Consider the following 19,149-nt stretch of genomic DNA (forward strand, 5'->3'; position numbering starts at 1 on the left):
GATGTACGAGGCACGGGCGTCGCACGTCGGGGGCGCGGTCCTCTGAAGGGCGGACCGGCAGGGTGGACCCGCCGGCCGTGGGCCGGGCGGCCTGGGTTACGCGTCCCACGCCGCCCGGCCCACCGCTACGCGCAGTCCGCCGGCGAGGTGCCCGGCTCCGTCAGCGCCAGACCGAGCTGGGCGCGTTCGGTGACCCAGCGGGTCGGGCGGTGGCGCGGGTCGCCCGTCGACGCGTGCAGTGCCCGGTGCAGCTCCAGCATCCGCCCGGCGCCGACGCGCTCGCCCCAGGCCAGTGGCCCGGCCGGGTAGCCGAGCCCGGCCGTGACGGCCAGATCGATGTCGGCGGGCGTGGCGAGTGAGCGCTCCGCGATCGACGCGGCGACGGAGACCACGGAGGCGAGCAGCCGCTGCGCGACCGACCCCGCCGTGTCCCGGACCACCGAGACCGCCCACGGCTCCTCTCCGTCCGCCGCCCGGGCGAGCACCGCACGGGCGTCCCGCGCGGCGGCCGGGTCCGCCGCGGGCGTCACGGCGAGTACCCGCCGCCGCCCCGCCGCGGGCAGCGGGTCCACGCCGAACGTGCGGCCGGGGGGCAGGCCCCGCGCGGCGACGGCGGCGGCCACCGTGGTGCCCCAGACCGGTACGAGCACCACGGTCTCCCCGGCCGGCACCGGCCCGGCCGTCACGCGCGCGCCCGCCCCGGCCAGCTCGGCGCGCAGCCGGGCCGTGTCCGGGTCCGACACGTCACCGACGACGTGCACCGGACGGTCCGCGTCACCCGTGACCGGCGGCTCGGGGGCCGGGGCGGGCGCCCCGGGGCCGTACGCGAACCACCCCTGCCCGGTCTTGCGGCCGTGCAGCCCCGCCGTGACCCGGTTCGGGGTGAGGAAGGAGGGCCGCAGACGGTCCTCGTGCCGGAAGCCCTGCCAGATCGAGTCGATCACCGCGGCCGTCACGTCGAGGCCGGTCAGGTCCATCAGTTCGAACGGGCCCATCCGCAGCCCCAGTACCTCGCGGGCGATCCGGTCGATGCCCGCCGGATCGGAGACCGACTCCTCCAGCAGCGCAAGTGCCTCCGTCACCAGGCCGCGCCCCGCGTGGTTGACCAGGAACCCCGGAGTGTCGGCGACCGTGACCGCCCGGTGCCCGCAGCTCTCGACCAGCGCGGTGAGGACCGGCGGGATCTCCGGGCGGGTGGCCGCGCCCGGCACCACCTCCACGATCTTCATCAGCGGCACCGGGTTGAAGAAGTGCAGCCCCGCCAGACGCGAGGGGTCCTGGAGCGTGGCGGCGATCCCGGTGACCGAGAGGGAGGAGGTGTTCGTCGCGAACACGGCCGACGCGGGCAGCGCCCGCTCCAGCCTGCCGAAGACCTCTGCCTTGGTCGCCAGGTCCTCCCGCACGGCCTCGATGACGAGCTCGACCCCGGGACCGGGCGCCCACGGGTCGTCGAGCGGTACGAGACGGCCGACTGCGGCCGCGCGCTCCCCGGCCGAGAGGCGGCCCTTGAGCACGGCACGCTCCAGCATGCCCGTCACGAACTCCAGGGCGTCCTTCACCGCCTCGGCGCGTACGTCGCACAGCTCGACGGTGTGTCCCGCGGTCGCCGCCCACTGGGCGATGCCACGGCCCATGGCTCCGGCGCCGACGATCCTGATCCGCATGGCGGTCGGTCCTTTCGTTAGGTCGGGTTACGGCTCAGCGAAGATAGACGCGGCCGGGGTCGACGTCCTCGCGCAGCAGGCGCAGCTCCTCGGCGGTCGGGGTTCGACCGTGGTGACGGCGTCGGCGACCTGGAGGTCCCAGCCGGTCGCGGCCCTGACCTGGCCGACCGTGACCCCCGGCTGGACGGCGACCAGCCGCAGCTCGTGGCCGACGCCCTCGCGGGCCAGGACGCCCAGCTCGGTGATGACCCGGGTGACGCCGGCCCCGAGCGGCCGGATGCCCTCGGCGAGCGCGCGGTCGGGCCCCGGGGCCGTGCAGAAGTCCAGCGGATCGGTGAACGAGTGCGGGGTGTGGCGGCGCATCACCACGAAGACCTCGCGCGCGTTGGCCATCACCTCGACCCCGCCGCCGGACCCGGGCAGCCGCACCGCCGGGCTGTCCCACTCGCCGATGACCGAGGTGTTGAGGTTGCCCCAGCGGTCGATCTGCGCGGCTCCGAGGAAGCCGACGTCGATGTGGCCGCCCTGGAGCACGCAGCCGAACAGCGTCGGCATGGAGATCACCGCCTCGGCCCCCGTGATGAGGACGGAGTCCGCGATCGTCTCGGGCAGGTGCGAGGGGTGGGCCCCGCAGACCCCCGACTCGTACACGACCTCGATCTCCGGTGCGACCGTCAGTTGCGCCAGCTCGGTGGCCAGGGTCGGCAGCCCGATGCCCGCGAACACCGTGCGCCGGGCGACGAGTTCGCGTGACGCGACGACGGACAGCAGCTCCGACGAGGTGACGGGGGTGCCCTGCGCGCCCATGGTCATGACCGGCTCCTTCTCGTGTCCGTACGCGCGGGTCCTCACGTGCCTCACAGCCGGCGCCCGTAGTCGACCGGCTCGCTCAGCGCCTCACCGACGGCCAGCCCCGCCCAGTACTCCTCGCCCAGCTTCGCCACGTACTCCGCGTGGTCCGCCGTCCCGCGCACCCACTCGTCCAGCCACGCCTGTATGCGGTCCGGGTCCTGGCTGATCGCCGACCAGGCACGGTAGAAGGCGTTGTCGCGGTCGTAGTACCCCTGCGCGAACGAGGGGTGCGCGCCGCGCGGGCAGACGACGACGGCGTGGACCGCGTGCGCGGGGACGAGCGTGCGGTTCGGGTCCGAGCGGACCACCTCGTCGTCCACCAGCTCCTCGACGACGACGATCGCCTTCCTCGCCGCGTACACCGCCTCCGCCTGGACGCCCGTCAGACCCCACATCTGGGTGTTGCCGCCGCGGTCGGCCCGCTGCGCGTGGATGATCGTCACGTCCGGGTTGACCGGCGGCACGACATAGATCTGCTCCGGCTCCCCGTCCGGTCCCGGATAGGGCGAAGTGACCTTCCGCAGGTCGCTGTTGACGCGCGGGAGGTCGCTGCCGCCGTACGAGCGCAGCGGATGGAACGGCAGCCGCTGGGAGCCCGCGAGATAGCGGCAGACCATCCCGTAGTGGCTGTACTCCTCGAAGGCGAGCGGTTCAGGATCGGAGCTCTCGATGCGGCGCCGCAGATTGCCGAGCGATCCGGCGGACGAGTTGCCGACGAAGGAGGAGACCAGCCGGGAGACGCAGCCCGCCGCGAGCATCTGGTCCACCACGATGTCGGCGGTCATCCGGACGACGGTCAGGTCCCGGCGGCCCTGGCGGATGATCTCGTGTCCCGCGGCGGTCGGGATGAGATGGGTGAAGCCCTCCAGGCAGACGGTGTCCCCGTCATGGACGAAGGCGGCCACCGCCGCCTTCATCGTCATGACCTTGTCCGTACCGCCCGTCCTGCCCGTCCTGTGCGGCCGGTCTGTCCTGTCCACGGTGCTCCTCAGGCGTGCGCATGCGGGTGGCTCCACCGTCTCAGCGGCCATTGATTGCTGTCCAATACCGAATTAGGGTCGCATTCAGACCGCCGGCTGATGAATGCCGGTCATCGAGCCGGATGGAAGTGGCGCGCGGACGTGCGGGCAGGAGGGGGAGCGGCATGGAGCTGCGTCATCTGCTCGCTTTCGTCGCCGTGGCGGAGGAGCTGCACTTCGGCAGGGCCGCCAAGCGGCTCCAGATGGCCCAGCCGCCGCTGAGCCAGCAGATCCGCCAGCTGGAGAAGCGGCTGGGCGTGCAGCTCTTCGAGCGCAACACCCGCTCCGTGCGCCTCACCAGCGCGGGCGAGTCGTTCCTCGAACCGGTACGCACCGTGCTCGACGACCTCGATACGGCGGTACGGGCGGCCAAGGCCGCCGGACGCGGGGAGTACGGGCGGGTCACCATCGGATTCGCCGGAGCCTCCAGCCACGAGACGCTGCCCCGGCTGACCCGTGCCGTGCGCGCCGCCCACCCCGGCCTGGAGCTCGTCATGACGGGCCAGACGTACGCCAACGTGGCGCTGTCCCGGGTCGCCGACGGGTCGCTCGACCTCGGTTTCGTACGGCTGCCGGTGACCCGGCCGGGCGTGGCCCACCGGGTGATCGACGAGGAGGAGCTGATCTGCGCACTGCCCTTCGACCACCGGCTCGCGCAGCTGGGAAGCGTTCCGCTGGCGGAGCTGGCCGGGGAACCGTTCGTCTCCTTCCCCGCCAACGCCGGATCGACCGTGCGGGACGCCATGACCGGAGCCTGCGAGGCCGCCGGGTTCAACCCGCGGGTCGTGCAGGAGGCCCCCGACTCGTACACCATCCTGGCCCTGGTGGCGGCCGGTGTGGGCGTCACACTGACGGTCACCTCCTGTCAGCACATCCAGCAGAGCGGCCTGGCCTACCGGCCCCTCACCGGCCCGCCCATCCGGCGCCAGGCGGCCCTGGCCTGGCGCCATGACAACCCATCGGCCGCGCTCCGCGCCGTGCTCGCCGTCGCGGAGGAGGCCCTGCCGACCCCCGTCCTCCGCGGGGAGACGTCGGTGCTCCCGGATTGAGACGCGGGCCGTCCTGAACCAGGGTGAATTCGATATTGGACCGAATCAGTGCCCCGGTGCGAGGCTCTGCCCACCCACACAGCGAAAGGCCCCCGCCGTGCCCGACCAGCCCGACGTCGTCATCTGCGAACCCCTGCGCACCCCCATCGGCCGCTTCGGCGGAGCGTTCGCACAGCAGACGCCGGCCTCGCTCGCCGCGCGCGTCATCGCCGAGGTCGTCGCCCGCACCGGCGTCGACCCCGCCCGGGTCGACGAAGTGATCCTCGGGCACGCCTACCCCACATCCGAGGCGCCCGCCATCGGCCGGGTCGCCGCACTGGACGCCGGACTGCCCGACTCCGTCACCGGCGCGCAGATCGACCGGCGCTGCGGCTCCGGCCTCCAGGCCGTCCTCGACGCGGCGATGCAGATCCGGGCCGGGTTCAGCGACGTCGTGATCGCGGGCGGCGTCGACGTCATGAGTGCCGCTCCCTACTACACGCACGACGGGCGCTGGGGCATCAAGGGCCCCGGCCTCCAGCTCCACGACTCGCTCGCCCGCGGCCGGGTGACGGCGGGCGGCGTCAACCACCCCGTCCCGGGCGGCATGATCGAGACCGCGGAGAACCTCCGCCGCGCCTACGCCATCAGCCGCGCCGACCAGGACGCCCTGGCCCTGCGCTCGCAGCAGCGCGCCGCACGCGCTGCCGCCGAGGGGCGCTACGACGCGGAGACCGTGCCCGTCACCGTACGCACCCGCAAGGGCGAGACGGTCGTCACCGCCGACGAGCACCCCCGCCCTGACACCACCGCCGAGCAACTCGCCGCCCTGCGGCCCCTCATGGGCAAGACCGACCCGGAGGCGACCGTCACCGCGGGCAACGCCAGCGGCCAGAACGACGCCGCGGCCGCCTGCCTGGTCACCAGCGCCGCCACCGCCGAGCGGCTCGGCCTCACCCCGCTCGTACGCCTCGTCTCCTTCGCCCGCGCCGGAGTCCCCGCCGCGACGATGGGAATCGGCCCCGTACCGGCCACCCACGCCGCACTCGGCCGCGCCGGGCTGGCGCTCGCCGACCTCGACCTGATCGAACTCAACGAGGCGTTCGCCGCCCAGGTGCTCGCCTGCACCCGCGAACTGGGCCTCGGCGACAAGGACCACGAGCGGATCAACGTCAACGGTTCCGGAGTCTCCCTGGGCCACCCCGTGGGTGCCACGGGAGCCCGCATCCTCGCCACCCTGGCCCGCGAGATGCACCGCCGCGAGGCGCGTTACGGCCTGGAGACCATGTGCATCGGCGGCGGCCAGGGCCTCGCCGCGGTCTTCGAACGCCTCACCGGCTGACGCCCCGGCCTCCGCCCGTCCCGTCGGGCCCGAGTGACCCGCGAGAGAACCACCGGCCGGGCTCCCGGGGCGCGTCACGCCGCCGAAACGGAAAGGGGCCGTCCGGACAGTCACCTGTCCGGACGGCCCCTTCCGCCGTCGCGGTGTACCCGGCTCAGCTCTGCGAGTTGCGCGTGCGGCGCATCAGCACCGCGCCGCCGAGCATCAGCACGGCGGCGCCACCGGCCGCGAGGCCGAGGTCGGCCGAACCGGTCTCGGCGAGCTGGGAGCCACCGTCGTGCGGGCCGTGGTCCGCGGGGGTCTCCTCGGTCGGCGGGCTGAGCGCGGGGGGCTCGTTGGCCGGCGGCTCCTCGGACGGCGGCTGGTGGGCCGGGGGCTCCTCGACCGGAGGGTTGCCGGTGGGCGGCTCCTGCGCCGGAGGCTCCTCGGCCGGGGGCTCCTCGGCGGGCGGCTCCTCCGCAGGGGGCTCCTCCGCGGGCGGCTCCTCGGCCGGCGGCTCCACCGGGGGCCGGTGGTCCGGGTCGCTGACGTTGGCGCAGTTGTTGCCGAAGGTGGGGTTCAGCGCACCGACGACGTCGACGCTGTTGCCGCAGGCGTTGATCGGCACGTGCACGGGGGCCTGGATCACGTTGCCCGACACGATGCCGGGGGAGTTGGTGGCCGTACCGTCGGCGGAAGCACCGCCCTGGGAGGTGCCCTTGCCGCTGCCGTGCCCCTTGCCCTTGCCCGAGTCGACGTTGGCGCACTTGTTGCCGAAGGCGGGGTTCAGCAGGGCGATCACATCGACCGTGTTGCCGCAGACGTTCACCGGGACGTGCACCGGGACCTGCACGGTGTTGCCCGAACCGACACCCGGCGAACCGACAGCGGCGCCATCGGCCGAGGCGTCGGCATGTGCATAACCGCCGGCCGCGGACAGAATGCCCGAAGCCGCCGCCATGACGATCATGCTTCTATTCAAAACCTGCCGCATTATTTGTCCTTTCCTAGGACATTCCACAGGACATTCCGTGTGGGGCGGTCCAGCTGCACGCTGGACGTCACCCATAACGAAGGAGAGAAGCGCGGGAAACTCGAAGAGGGGTGGAAATTTTGTAATCACCCAGACGGATGACGTACGTACGTTCGCTTCCATCACGGCCCATCGGGGGCCGGTCCGCGGCGGCCTCGTGGCATTCGAGTGAATGCGCAGAACCAAGCGTGCCGCCGCGAGTTGTGCAGGGGGCTCGGCACGAGGCAACCGGCACGGGGAGGGCAACGTGATCACGAAGGTTCAGGCTGCGGGTGCCGCCTCCGTCCCCGGTCTCCCGGTCACGCGGGCCATGGCGATCGCCGATGACGGAGAAACGGCCTCGGTCGACGGCGGCGGCGCCGCGCGGGCGTTCGGCGACTCCGGATCGCGCGGTGGCCGGAGCCCTCGGTTCGGCCCGGTCCAGGGCTCCCGAACAAGCCGTGTGCCGGTCCGCCGGTGAAGGGCGGCGTCGTTTCGCCCGCCGCCGAGATGCCGGTCACGGTCCAGGACAGCCCCCTCTCTCCGGGAACGGCGCGCACAACGGCCGGCCCGGCCACGCCACAGGCCCGGGCCGCCGGTATTCCTCCTCCCGGTGGTCCGGGCCTGTTGTTGCGCCGAACTGGGGATCTTCCGAGAATCTCCTCACCATCGAGTTTCCATCTCGCTCGACGGTCGTTATGAATTACAGCTCCGGAGTTACGGGCGATCAGGACGAACGCTCGTGCGGCACGAAAGACGTGACCGCCCTGGACTCCGCTGCGAGAAAGGTACGAAAAGTGAAGTACACCAAGGTTGCCGCTGTCGCCGCCGGAACCCTCATTGCGATTGGCGCCGCTGCGCCGGCCATGGCCGACGCCGGTGCCGCGGGTGCCGCCGCGAACTCCCCGGGCGTTCTCTCCGGAAACGTTACCCAGATTCCGATCCACGTTCCGGTCAACGTCTGCGGCAACACCGTGAACGTCATCGGTATCCTGAACCCGGCCTTCGGCAACACCTGCGTCAACAGCTGAACGCTCGCACGGTGAGCTGACGCCTTGCCATCGGTGGGCCCCGGACCGCACAAGCGGTCCGGGGCCCACTTCGCTTTCGTGGTGGCGGCTCGGACCGAAGACCGTCCGAGAAAGCCGACAGAACACAGTTTCCCGTTCCCTGCTTGATCGTTACTTCTTTGACAGCGGCAGAAGCCACGGCTGAAGAATGCTCGTGCGGCGTGGGAACGCGACCGAAACAGGTGCCGCTGCGGAAGGGAACCTCAAAGTGAAGTACGCCAAGACCGCCGCATTCGTCGCCGGTTCCGTGGTCGCTCTCGGTACGGCGGCTCCCGCCTTCGCCGTCGCTGAGACCACGGCTTCCGACTTCAGCCTCGACGGTGGCCTGAACCAGGCCATGGCCGCTGCCCCGCGGGCCGTCGAACCGCTGGTCGGCACGGTCGGCGGTGTCGTCGACTCCCTGGGGCAGGACGGCGCCGTCGGCAAGCTCGCGGGCCAGGCCACCGGTGGGGCCCAGGGTGCGGCCCCGCTGCTCGGCGGCGTGCCCCTCGGCGGCTGATCCGTCCTCGCGGTGGTAATGGCCCTACGGATTCCGGGATTCCTCCGTGTGCGGACGCGTCACGTCCAGTGGGGCCCGAGGCGAAGGCACCGTTCGCGCCCGTTCGCGCTCGCCCAGGGGTGCTGAACAAGCCCCGCATGGGCCTGCCGGCCAAGCGAACGCCGGTGCGCACGGCGTGGGACCAAGTGCATCCTGGACGACACCCCGGCCCCCCGGACGCTGTCTGTCCCGCGCCGTGCGCCAGAGGACCGCGAGGGCTGGGCCGGATGGCCCACACGCGGGCTGCCTGGATTTGCCGTACGGGGTAAAGGCCCTTCATGGACCAGTACGACAGCCAACACCCGTCAGGCGGCCGGCAGCCGGCGCAGGACAGCACGCCGATCTACGACCGCCTGTTCGCTGAGTGGTGCGCGGCCGGCCGCGGCATCGGGCCGGGCGCCCCCTCCCACCCCGCCCCGCGCCCCTCCGGTGGTTTCGTCCCGGCGGCCCGGGCCTCCGGCGAAGCCGGCCGAGCGTGAACGTGGAACCTCGGCCCTGAGCCGGAACCAACCCATGTGAGTGATGTTGCCGAACGGAGACCTCCGGACGAGGCAGGTCAGTACGTCCCCCGACGGGACGCTCCGGAAAGGGAAGCCTGGGACGAGCGCGTTCCGGTCACGCGGATAATTCCGTTGACGCCCTTCGGTGGCCGGGGGCTATGGTTGGGCCGTCCGCACAGAGGGCCGGAAATCCCCGGCCCTGTGCGTCTGCCGTGAAGAACCAGGAGGTGAGGACATTGATGACTGTCGTTGCGATGGGCACTGCCCACAGCCCGAAGAGCATCGTTCCCACCTCCGTGGCCACCGGCTGACCTTTCCCACCTTTTCTCCCGCGTCCGTGACGCGGTGCCGGGGCCGCCCTTCGAAGGGTCTCCCTTGTCTTTCTCGTCTTTCTCTTCTCTCTCCGGTCTTCCGGTTCCGACCTCGTCGCACGCGCTGTCCCCGTACGGCTGGGACGAGGAATGGGCCGCCGCCTTCGCCCCGTATGCCGAGCGGGGTCTGCTTCCCGGCCGTGTGGTGCGGGTGGACCGGGGCCAGTGCGATCTCGTCACCCCGGACGGCCCGATGCGGGCGGACACCGCTTTCGTGGTGGGGCGCGACCCGATGCGGGTCGTCTGCACAGGCGACTGGGTGGCCGTCGACCCCGGCGGCGACCCGCGGTTCGTCCGCACCCTGCTGCCGCGGCGCACGGCCTTCGTCCGCTCGACGTCCTCGCAGCGCTCCGAAGGCCAGGTGCTCGCCACCAACATCGACCACATCGTCATCTGCGTCTCGCTCGCGGTCGAACTCGATCTCGGGCGGCTGGAGCGCTTCCTCGCGCTCGCCCTCTCCAGCTCCAGCGGCGACGCGCTCCTGGGCGACGGCGACGGCGACGGCGACGGCCAGGAGACCGGTGGGCCCGAACCCCGGCCGATCGTGCTGCTGACCAAGGCCGACCTGGTGCCGGACGGCGCCACGCAGGCCCATCTCGTCCAGGACGTCGAGGGCATCGCTCCCGGGGTGCGGGTGCTGCCCGTGAGCTCCGCGACCGGTGAGGGCATCGACGTGTTCCGCGCGCTCGTCTCCGGCGGTACGAGCGTACTGCTCGGGATCTCCGGCGCGGGCAAGTCCACCCTCGCCAACACCCTGCTCGGCGAGGACGTGATGCACGTCAACGCCGCCCGTGACGTGGACGGCAAGGGCGGCACACCACCACGACCCGAAACCTCCTCGTCCTGCCGGAGGGCGGGGTGCTCATCGACACCCCGGGGCTGCGCGGAGTCGGGCTCTGGGACGCGGAGGCCGGGGTCGGCCAGGTCTTCGCCGAGATCGAGGACCTGGCGCGGAAGTGCCGCTTCCACGACTGCGCCCATGAGGCCGAGCCCGGCTGCGCGGTCCTCGGCGCGGTCGAGGAGGGAGCGCTGCCCGAGCGGCGCCTCGGCAGCTACCGCAAGCTCCTGCGCGAGAACCACCGGATCGCGGCCAAGACCGACGCCCGGCTGCGCTCGGAGACCCTGCGCGAGTGGAAGCGCAGGGGCGCCGAGGGGCGGGCCGCCGTGGACGTCAAGCGGGGCCGGCTCCGGTAGCGGGAGGTCTGCGGATTCGACGTCCGAAAACCGCGAGTGCGGCACCTGCGGGTGCCGCACACTGGCGGTGTGATGGACGAACAGACCAGGTACGAGGCGGTGAGCAGCCGTGACGCCAGGTTCGACGGAGAGTTCTTCTTCGCCGTCACGACCACCGGGATCTACTGCCGGCCGAGCTGCCCCGCCGTCACGCCCAAGCGGAAGAACGTGCGGTTCTACCCGACCGCCGCCGCGGCGCAGGGCAACGGCTTCCGGGCCTGCAGACGCTGCCGGCCCGACGCCGTTCCCGGCTCGGCGGAGTGGAACGTACGCGCCGACGTCGTGGGCCGCGCCATGCGGATGATCGGCGACGGCGTGGTGGACCGGGAAGGCGTCCCCGGTCTCGCGGACCGGCTCGGCTACAGCCCCCGGCAGGTGCAGCGCCAGCTCAACGCCGAGCTGGGCGCCGGACCCGTGGCGCTCGCCAGGGCCCAGCGCGCCCACACCGCGCGCATCCTCCTCCAGACCACGGATCTGCCGGTCACCGAGATCGTTTTCGCCTCCGGCTTCGCCAGCGTGCGCCAGTTCAACGACACGATGCGGCAGATCTACGCCCGTACCCCCAGCGCCCTGCGCGCCGAGTCGGGCACCGGTACCGGTCCGGGTGGCGGCGCACGGGAGAGGAGCCGGGCCGGGATTCCGCTCCGGCTGGCACACCGGGGACCGTACGCCGCCCGGGAGGTCTTCGACCTGCTCGCCGCCGACACGGTGGCGCGGATCGAGGAGGTCAGCGGTGTGCCCGGACACCGCACCTACCGGCGCACCCTGACCCTGCCCTGCGGGGCGGGCGTCGTCGCCGTCGACGAGGCGTCCGCCGGGCCGTGGCTGGAGGCCCGTATCCACCTCACCGACCTCCGCGACCTGACGACGGCCGTACAGCGGCTGCGCCGGCTGTTCGACCTGGACGCCGACCCCCGGGCCGTCGCCGAGACGCTGGGCGCCGATCCGCTCCTCGCCCCGCTGGTCGCCGCCCGCCCCGGACTGCGCTCGCCGGGCGCCGCGGACCCGGACGAGTGCGCCGTACAGACGCTGGTGGGGCCCGTGGTGGCGGCCGGGCTGGTCGAGCGGTACGGGAAGCTCCTCGACGTGCCGTGCGGTGGCCTCACCCGCCTCTTCCCGGAACCCGGCGTGCTGGCCGACCGCGCAGAGGACCCCGGCCTGCGGCGCCTGGCCGCCGCACTGGCGGACGGCACGGTGCGGCTGGACGCGGGCGCGGACCGGGACGCGGCGGAGGAGGCGCTGCTGCGGCTCCCGGGCGTCGGCCCCCGTACCGCTGCCCTGATCAGGATGCGGGCGCTGGGCGATCCCGACGTGGACCCGGACGCCGTACCGGGAAGCGAAGCCTGGCGGCCGTGGCGCTCGTACGCCGTACGCCACCGGGAGGCGGGGGCGGCCGGCGTCAGCCCCGGACGACGGCGAGCAGCCACACGCCCGCCACCAGCAGGCAGGCGAACAGCTCCACCAGCACCGAGTAGCCCGTCGCGCGCATGACGGAGCGGACCGAAGCCCAGCCCGCGCCGCGGCTGCCCAGCCGCAGCCGCTCCGCCCCGTAGATCGCTCCGACATACCCCGCGACCGCGCCCACCACCGGCACCACGAAGAACCCGGCGATCGCCGCGACTCCGCCGAGGCTCAGGGTCCTGCGGGGCGCACCCGACGCGCCGGGGCGGCGCGGTGGCAGCAGGGCTTTGAGTGCCTGGTTCACCAGGAGCAGACACGTCGCCGCGATCAGTACGGCCCAGGCGTCCCGGCCCACGTCCGTCAGGGCCCACCACAGCACGGCGGCCCAGACCATCGCCGGCCCCGGCACGCCCGGCACGAGCACGCCGACCAGCCCGAGCAGCATGACCACGCCGACGGCGACGAGCTGCCACACACCCATCACACCAGCCTGCCGGAGTGTGCGGGTTCCCGCCCGTCAGCGCAGGTCCCAGGGGGTCCGCGACGATCGGGGCGGTGAGCGGAGGGCTCCGGTCAGGGCCGTGGCGTACGGGACACCCAGCCTCTTTCGTACGCGTGCCAGCCCAGTTGGAGCCGCGTGGAGACCCCGGTCAGTTCCATCAGTCCCTTGACCCGGCGCTGAACGGTCCGCAGCCCCAGCTCCAGTTGTCTCGCCACGCTCGCGTCCGTCAGCCCGGCCAGCAGCAGCGACAGGATCTCCAGATCCGTCGGATCGGGCCCCGTCCTCTCCTCACGCACCACACCGCCCTCGCCGAGCCGCAACGGCATCGCGTCCCGCCACACCGCCTCGAACAGCCCCATGAGCGACTCCAGCAGTCCGCTGGCGTGGACGACCAGGGCGGCGGGTTCCGCTCCTCGCCCCGTCAGCGGCACCATCGCCAGACTGGCATCGGCCACGACCAGCTTGGTCGGGACCCGGTCGACCACCCGGCACTGCGCGTGGCGGCCGAGCGCGGCCGAGAGCTCCAGGATTCCTGACGGCAGCCCCAGCACCTCGCGCTCGACCACGACGCGGTAGGACACCGCGCGGTTCGCCGCGCGCTCATCGGACTCGTTCTCCGTGCCGCTCACCGGGATCGGCTTCCCGGTGACCAGGGCGCAGACCTCGGAGACCGCGCCGAGCTGGAGCTGGTGGAAGCGGTGGGTCACCGCGCTCGCTCCCGTCACCACCTCCACCAGGTCGTGCACGGCGGGCTCGCTCGCCTCCGCCCGGTACTCCTCGGCGAGCAGGGCGGCCGCCAGCTCCGCCTGCTCCAGCTCGTGCCGCTGCTGGATGAGCAGGGCGCCCAGGGCCACCCCGGGCGGGGCGGCGACCCAGCGTCCTGGCCGCGCCGACGACCGGGCCGCGAGGCCCTGGTGCTCCAGCCCGCGCAACGCCCGTTCCGTATCGGACCGCGGGAGCGCGAGCCGGTGCGCGAGGTCGGAGACCTCCGCCGCTCCCGCAGCGACCAGTGCGCGGTACGTCGCTTCCTGTCTCTCGTCGAGACCTATCGCACCCAGCATCCCTCGGCCCTCCCCGGGCGTGGTGGTCGCACACCGTGCGTTCCTGACGACCTGCGTGGCGGAAAGAGGCCAAGGCGTGAACCCGCCGCGGACATCATCCCCCGTGCCGGTGACCACTCTGCCAAGGCGGCACCACCGCGCCCCCAATGCCTGCACGGTAAGGGCGCCTTGTGCGGATTGGTCCGGAATCGCCTGGCGAGAGTGACGCGTTCGGCGGGGCGTACGGTGCCGCGCGGAGGCGTCACCCTCAGGACTGAACTGCCGGAGACCCGTGGCAGCTCGCTCATCCCGGCCGTGGTCGTGGCGTACGCCGTGCGCTGACCACGTCATGGCCGGTCCGCGGGGCGTCCCTCCCACGGTGGGCGGGACCGCCCGGCGGGCCTCTTTTTCCGGATGACCCGTTTTCGGATGCCCCTCGCGGTGGACAATATCGGCATGAGTCAGCAGGGGGATCGGCCCGCCGCCCATGAGGACGACTGGTGGCGCAGGCTGTACGACGAGACCGCGCCGGACACCGGCCCGGGCAGCGCGGCCGACAGTCTCGACGACCGCTTCGACTCCGCATCGGACGCGGTGGGCCCGGCGGCCGGCCCGGCGGTGGAGGGCACGGCCCTGGCCCCGGCCCCGGCCCCGGAGCCCTCACCGGAGCGGGAGCCGGAGCCCGTACCGGAGCCGGAGCCCGTACCCGAGCGGGAGCCCGACCCCGTACCGGCGCCCGACCCGGCCGAGCCGGGGCCCGGCCCGGTGTCCGCGCCGTGGCCCGTACCGCAGCGGCAGGCCACGGAGCCACCCGTCATGGCGGTCCGGGCGCCCCGGGAGCCGCCGTCCGGTTCCCCGCCTGCGCGTGGCTTCCCCGCGCCTCCGCCTCCGCCCCCGGTTCCGGCCGGGACGAGCGCGGACGCGGCGGGCCCGGCCGCCGCAGACGGCGCCGCCACCGACCCGCCGTCCGGCCCCGCGCCCGCCCCGGCCTCCCGCCCGCCGCTCGACCACCTGGGCGACCGGCCGCCCACCTACGACGCCGAACCGTCCGCCCTGCCCGCCTCCGGGCCCATGGACCTGCACGGGCTCGTCCCCGACACCGTGCTCGACGGCGCCCGGTACGGGACGTACACCCTGCGGGCCGCCTCCGTACGGGGCGACTCCGCCCGCTTCCGCGGCGAACCCCGCCGCGACGCCCTGCTCACCGCCCGGTTCGGCGCGGCGGAGAGCGCCCTCGTCCTCGTCGCGATCGCCGGTGGCTCGCGGGCCGCCGAAGGAGCGCACCTCGCCGCCGCCGACGCCGTCCGGTGGATCGGCGAGGCGGTCGGCCGCAGCCACGCCCGGCTCTCCGCCGACATAAGGGCGGGCCGCCGCGGCGACCTGAAGTCAGGTCTCCACCGCCTCGCCGGCCGCACGTACGGCAGACTGCGCGCCCGCGCGGCCGAACTCGGCCTGGAAGCGGACGCGTACACCGCGGGTCTGCGCTGCCTCCTCCTGACGGCCGACCCGGGGTGTCGCACCAGGGTGTTCTTCGGCGCCGGGGCCGGTGGCCTCTTCCGGCTCCGCGACGGTGTGTGGCAGGACCTGGAACCGCGCGTGCCGGACGCCGGGGCACGGAGCGAGCAAGGGCCCGAGGGGGACCGGCTGACCATGGACCTCCAGATCACGACGCCTCCCTCCCCGTACGCCGGGACCCCCGCCCCGCCGCCGTCCGAGCCCTTCCGCTTCCGCGCGTCGGTCGCCTGCCCCGGGGACACCCTGCTGTTGTGCAGCAGCGGTCTCGCCGACCCGATGCGCGGCGAACCCGCCCTCGCCGAGGAGCTCGCCGAGCGCTGGTCATCGGCCGGACCGCCCGGACTCGCGGGTTATCTCGCGGACGTCCAGCTCCGGATCAAGGGGTACGCGGACGACCGCACGAGCGCCGCGGTCTGGGAGGCGTGATCTCACGGGCCATGGGTTGATGGACTCCACAGGAGCACGGAGCACAGTGGAGAGGGTGCGCACCCATGGCCAAGCAGAACGTGTCGGAGCAGTTCGTCGACATCCTCGTGCGGGCGGGGGTGAAGCGGGTCTACGGCGTCGTGGGGGACAGCCTCAACCCCGTCGTCGACGCCATCCGGCGTAACGCGGCCATCGACTGGGTCCAGGTCAGGCACGAGGAGAGCGCCGCGTTCGCCGCCGGTGCGGAAGCCCAGATCACCGGCAGCCTGGCGGCCTGCGCCGGCTCGTGCGGGCCCGGGAACCTCCACCTCATCAACGGCCTCTACGACGCCCACCGCTCCATGGCCCCGGTGCTCGCCCTCGCCTCGCACATCCCGTCCGGCGAGATCGGTCTCGGCTTCTTCCAGGCGACCCATCCGGAGCTGCTCTTCCAGGAGTGCAGCCACTACAACGAGATGATCTCCAACCCGCAGCAGATGCCGAGGCTGCTCCAGACGGCCATCCAGCACGCGATCGGCCGGGGTGGCGTCAGCGTCGTGTCGATGCCCGGCGACATCGCCTCCCGGCCCGCCCCGGAGAAGTCGGTCGAACATGCCCTCGTCACGACTCGGCCCACGGTCCGCCCGGGGGACGGGGAGATCGAGAAGCTCTGCCGGATGGTCGACGAGGCCAAGCGCGTCACCCTGTTCTGCGGCAGCGGCACGGCGGGCGCGCACGCCGAGGTCATGGCGTTCGCGGAGCGGGTCAAGTCCCCCGTGGGGCACGCGCTGCGCGGCAAGGAGTGGATCCAGTACGACAATCCGTACGACGTCGGCATGAGCGGGCTGCTCGGCTACGGGGCGGCCTACGAGGCGACCCACGAATGCGATCTCCTCATCCTGCTCGGCACCGACTTCCCGTACAACGCCTTCCTCCCGGACGACGTGAAGATCGTCCAGGTCGATGTGCGCCCCGAGCACCTGGGCCGGCGGTCCAAGCTCGACCTGGCGGTCTGGGGCGACGTCCGCGAGACCCTGCGGTGCCTGACCCCGCGGGTCAAGGCCAAGGCCGACCGCACGTTCCTCGACCGGATGCTGAAGAAGCACGCCGACGCGCTGGAGGGTGTCGTCAGGGCGTACACCCGCAAGGTCGACAAGCACGTGCCGATCCATCCGGAGTACGTGGCCTCGGTGCTCGACGAACTCGCCGACGACGACGCCGTGTTCACCGTGGACACCGGAATGTGCAACGTGTGGGCGGCGCGCTATCTGACGCCCAACGGCAAGCGCAGGGTGATCGGTTCCTTCAGCCACGGTTCCATGGCCAACGCGCTGCCGCAGGCGATCGGCGCGCAGTTCGTGGACCGTGGCCGGCAGGTCGTCTCCATGTCGGGTGACGGTGGATTCACCATGCTGATGGGCGACTTCCTCACCCTGGTCCAGTACGACCTGCCCGTGAAGGTCGTCCTCTTCAACAACTCCTCGCTCGGGATGGTCGAGCTGGAGATGCTGGTGGCGGGGCTGCCCTCGTTCGGGACGACGAACAAGAACCCCGACTTCGCCGCCGTCGCCCGGGCCGCCGGAGCCTACGGGGTGCGGGTGGAGAAGCCCAAGCAGCTGGAGGGCGCGCTCAGGGAGGCGTTCAAGCACAGGGGACCCGCGCTGGTCGACGTCGTCACCGACCCGAACGCCCTGTCCATCCCGCCGAAGATCAGCGCCGACATGGTGTCCGGCTTCGCGCTCTCCGCCGGAAAGATCGTGCTGAACGGGGGAGTGGGCCGGATGCTCCAGATGGCCCGCTCCAACCTCCGCAACGTGCCCCGCCCCTGACGGCGGCGACAGGACCTGCGCCCTGCCCGCCGGGGTCCCGATGAGGACCGTTCACTTATTGACGTGTCGACGAGCGTGACTGTCCGCGTACGGGGGCATGCATCCCCGTGAAGGTGTTCGAGGCGTTATGGGGCGAAGGAGGTCGATTCACTGTGCGCGCGGGGGAAGCGATGAGGCAGCGAAGGGGACGGACGGCCCAGCTGCGTCGCAGGCTGGGGCACACCGATCTGTCCGGAGTGGGTGAGGTGCGCCGGGCGCTGCGGGAGTTCCTGCGCTGCCGGTCCGAGCCCGAGGCGGCCGAGGTGGCGGAGCTGCTGCTGAGCGAGGTCGTGACGAACGCGCTGATCCACACGCGCCACGGCGCGGTCGTGACCGTGACCGCGGACCCGGAGAGAGTGCGCGTGGAGGTGCGGGACTTCATGTCGGGAGCGCCCGAGCCGTACGTACCGAACGCCGACGACGGTACGCACGGCAGGGGCCTGGTCCTGGTACGGAGCCTGGCGGACGCCTGGGGCGTCACAGCGCAGGCACTGGGCAAGGTCGTCTGGTTCGAACTGAACGGCGCGGGCTCGCCGGCGTGAGCCGCGCGGTGGGAGGCCCTGACACCGCCTCCCACCGGATGTGCTCAGCCGAACTGCTGCTCCAGGTCCTTGAGTTTCTGCTCCAGCGAGTCGAGCCGGGGCAGCGTCTGGGCGTCGTCCTCGGCGGTGAGGTCGACGGTCCTGGGATCACCGTGCGCGGTCTGGGCCGTGGTGCCCGGTTGCTGGGCGGAGCCCTTCGAGCCCTTCGGTCTCGGGCCGTTCACGGCTTGCAGGGATGGCCGGGGCCGCAGGGGCAGCTGTCCCGGCTCCGCTATGGCGGGCTCCGCGACACCCTGGGCCGCGCCCTGAGGCGGTGCGATGGCGGGGACCACCCCCTGCCCGCCGCGGCCGGCGCGTCCCCAGGCCCGGTTCTGCCGGTTCAGGGCCTTGATGTGGGCCCGGTCCAGCTTCTCCTGGCCCCGTCTGCGCAACCGGTCCTGCTCCTTCTCCCGCCGGTCCTCGCGGACCTCGTCGACCGCCTCGTCCAGGGTGCGTACGCCTTCGAGGAGCATCAGCGACCAGGCGCCGAAGGTCTCCCGGGGCGCCCGCAGCCACCGTACGATCCGGATCTGGGGCAACGGGCGGGGCACCAGGCCCTGTTCACGCAGGGCCGCCCTGCGGGTCTGCTTCAGCGCGCGGTCGAAGAGCACCGCGGCCGAGAGCGACATCCCCGCGAAGAAGTGCGGAGCGCCCGCGTGGTCCATGCCGCGCGGTGCGTGCACCCAGTTGAACCAGGCCGCGGCGCCGGCGAACGTCCACACCAGCAGCCGGGAGCCGAGTGCCGCGTCGCCGTGGCTGGCCTCCCGTACCGCCAGCACCGAACAGAACATCGCGGCGCCGTCGAGCCCGAACGGGACCAGGTACTCCCACCCTCCGGTGAGGCTGAGGTTTTGCCGGCCGAAGCCGACGAGTCCGTGGAAGGAGAGCGCGGCGGCGACCGCGGCGCAGCAGAACAGCAGAACGTACGAGGCGGTCGCGTAGAGCGCCTCCTTGCGCCGGCGGCGGTCCTCGCTGCGTTCCCAGTTGTCGTCGGCCGTCGCCTTGCCGGCGGCACGCTTGCCGCGTGCGACCACCGTCACCGCCGCCATGACCCCCACGAGCAGCACGGCGCCCGGAAGCAGCCAGTCAAGCGATATGTCGGTCAGTCTCATGCGCGGTCCCTTGCGTCGCGTAGGGCGTTTCGGGCGCCATCGTGACGGAAATCCCGCACGGCTCAGGCGGTTTCGGGGCAAGAGAACGCGATTGGGGTGGCGTGACGTACGGATGAG

At 72.7% G+C, this 19,149-nt stretch carries 16 protein-coding genes and 2 pseudogenes; 11 read left to right on the plus strand and 7 right to left on the minus strand.

Annotated features, from left to right (window positions below; translation table 11 throughout):
* Positions 1-125: 125 nt before the first annotated feature.
* From Sfulv_RS23390 to Sfulv_RS23400, 3 genes and pseudogenes are all read right to left on the minus strand, one after another.
* Positions 126-1,664, minus strand: coding sequence for a 3-hydroxyacyl-CoA dehydrogenase (locus Sfulv_RS23390; protein ID WP_173316489.1), 1,539 nt, complete (start codon positions 1,662-1,664; stop codon positions 126-128).
* A gap of 34 nt (positions 1,665-1,698) precedes the next feature.
* Positions 1,699-2,477, minus strand: a pseudogene (locus tag Sfulv_RS23395) (CoA-transferase subunit beta).
* A 44-nt stretch (positions 2,478-2,521) separates the two neighbouring features.
* Complete coding sequence (locus tag Sfulv_RS23400; protein ID WP_246353819.1) at positions 2,522-3,439, minus strand: CoA transferase subunit A; 918 nt, start codon at positions 3,437-3,439, stop codon at positions 2,522-2,524.
* Positions 3,440-3,660: 221 nt separating this feature from the next.
* On the opposite strand from Sfulv_RS23400, the gene Sfulv_RS23405 reads away from it, so the two are divergent.
* Together Sfulv_RS23405 and Sfulv_RS23410 are read left to right on the plus strand one after the other, a co-directional pair.
* The gene (locus Sfulv_RS23405) at positions 3,661-4,584 is read left to right on the plus strand and encodes a LysR substrate-binding domain-containing protein (protein WP_173316491.1); all 924 of its coding nucleotides are present in this window, start codon (positions 3,661-3,663) and stop codon (positions 4,582-4,584) included.
* A 97-nt stretch (positions 4,585-4,681) separates the two neighbouring features.
* Positions 4,682-5,905 (plus strand): acetyl-CoA C-acetyltransferase, encoded by a 1,224-nt coding sequence (locus tag Sfulv_RS23410; protein WP_173316492.1) that lies wholly within the window; start codon positions 4,682-4,684, stop codon positions 5,903-5,905.
* A gap of 154 nt (positions 5,906-6,059) precedes the next feature.
* On the opposite strand, the gene Sfulv_RS31260 is transcribed toward Sfulv_RS23410, so the two are convergent.
* A complete protein-coding gene (locus Sfulv_RS31260) occupies positions 6,060-6,854 on the minus strand; it encodes a chaplin (protein ID WP_246353205.1) in 795 nt (264 codons plus the stop codon).
* Between the two features lie 310 nt (positions 6,855-7,164).
* On the opposite strand from Sfulv_RS31260, the gene Sfulv_RS23420 reads away from it, so the two are divergent.
* The 6 genes and pseudogenes from Sfulv_RS23420 to Sfulv_RS23440 all read left to right on the plus strand — a co-directional run bounded on the left by Sfulv_RS23420 (position 7,165) and on the right by Sfulv_RS23440 (position 12,099).
* Positions 7,165-7,377, plus strand: a complete 213-nt coding sequence (locus Sfulv_RS23420; RefSeq protein ID WP_173316494.1) for a hypothetical protein — start codon at positions 7,165-7,167, stop codon at positions 7,375-7,377.
* Positions 7,378-7,693: 316 nt separating this feature from the next.
* Positions 7,694-7,927 carry a chaplin gene (locus tag Sfulv_RS23425; protein ID WP_173316495.1) on the plus strand — a complete coding sequence of 78 codons (234 nt, stop codon included), beginning with the start codon at positions 7,694-7,696 and terminating at the stop codon, positions 7,925-7,927.
* A gap of 247 nt (positions 7,928-8,174) precedes the next feature.
* On the plus strand, positions 8,175-8,465 hold the full coding sequence (locus tag Sfulv_RS23430) for a hypothetical protein (protein ID WP_173316496.1): 291 nt from the start codon (positions 8,175-8,177) through the stop codon (positions 8,463-8,465).
* Positions 8,466-8,782: 317 nt separating this feature from the next.
* Positions 8,783-8,983 (plus strand): hypothetical protein, encoded by a 201-nt coding sequence (locus Sfulv_RS29815; RefSeq protein WP_218578059.1) that lies wholly within the window; start codon positions 8,783-8,785, stop codon positions 8,981-8,983.
* Positions 8,984-9,379: 396 nt separating this feature from the next.
* A pseudogene (gene rsgA, locus Sfulv_RS23435) lies at positions 9,380-10,569 on the plus strand (ribosome small subunit-dependent GTPase A).
* Positions 10,570-10,641: 72 nt separating this feature from the next.
* Positions 10,642-12,099: a DNA-3-methyladenine glycosylase 2 family protein gene (locus tag Sfulv_RS23440; RefSeq protein WP_173318151.1), complete on the plus strand. Its 1,458-nt coding sequence runs from the start codon at positions 10,642-10,644 to the stop codon at positions 12,097-12,099.
* Here Sfulv_RS23440 and Sfulv_RS23445 read toward each other — a convergent pair.
* Positions 12,008-12,490, minus strand: a complete 483-nt coding sequence (locus Sfulv_RS23445) for a DUF456 domain-containing protein (protein WP_173316497.1) — start codon at positions 12,488-12,490, stop codon at positions 12,008-12,010. The genes Sfulv_RS23440 and Sfulv_RS23445 overlap by 92 nt on opposite strands.
* 92 nt (positions 12,491-12,582) lie before the next feature.
* The gene (locus Sfulv_RS23450; protein ID WP_173316498.1) at positions 12,583-13,572 is read right to left on the minus strand and encodes a helix-turn-helix transcriptional regulator; all 990 of its coding nucleotides are present in this window, start codon (positions 13,570-13,572) and stop codon (positions 12,583-12,585) included.
* Positions 13,573-14,007: 435 nt separating this feature from the next.
* Here Sfulv_RS23450 and Sfulv_RS23455 point away from each other — a divergent pair, with 435 nt between their 5' ends.
* The 3 genes from Sfulv_RS23455 to Sfulv_RS23465 all read left to right on the plus strand — a co-directional run bounded on the left by Sfulv_RS23455 (position 14,008) and on the right by Sfulv_RS23465 (position 17,881).
* Complete coding sequence (locus Sfulv_RS23455; RefSeq protein WP_173316499.1) at positions 14,008-15,492, plus strand: protein phosphatase 2C domain-containing protein; 1,485 nt, start codon at positions 14,008-14,010, stop codon at positions 15,490-15,492.
* Positions 15,493-15,557: 65 nt separating this feature from the next.
* Complete coding sequence (locus Sfulv_RS23460) at positions 15,558-17,300, plus strand: pyruvate dehydrogenase (protein WP_173316500.1); 1,743 nt, start codon at positions 15,558-15,560, stop codon at positions 17,298-17,300.
* Between the two features lie 170 nt (positions 17,301-17,470).
* Positions 17,471-17,881 carry an ATP-binding protein gene (locus Sfulv_RS23465; protein WP_173316501.1) on the plus strand — a complete coding sequence of 137 codons (411 nt, stop codon included), beginning with the start codon at positions 17,471-17,473 and terminating at the stop codon, positions 17,879-17,881.
* Between the two features lie 44 nt (positions 17,882-17,925).
* Here the strand turns inward: Sfulv_RS23465 and Sfulv_RS23470 are convergent, their stop codons facing one another.
* Complete coding sequence (locus tag Sfulv_RS23470) at positions 17,926-19,032, minus strand: DUF2637 domain-containing protein (RefSeq protein ID WP_173316502.1); 1,107 nt, start codon at positions 19,030-19,032, stop codon at positions 17,926-17,928.
* Positions 19,033-19,149: the final 117 nt, after the last annotated feature.

Source organism: Streptomyces fulvorobeus, assembly GCF_013167895.1.
Classification (GTDB): Bacteria; Actinomycetota; Actinomycetes; order Streptomycetales; family Streptomycetaceae; genus Streptomyces; species Streptomyces fulvorobeus.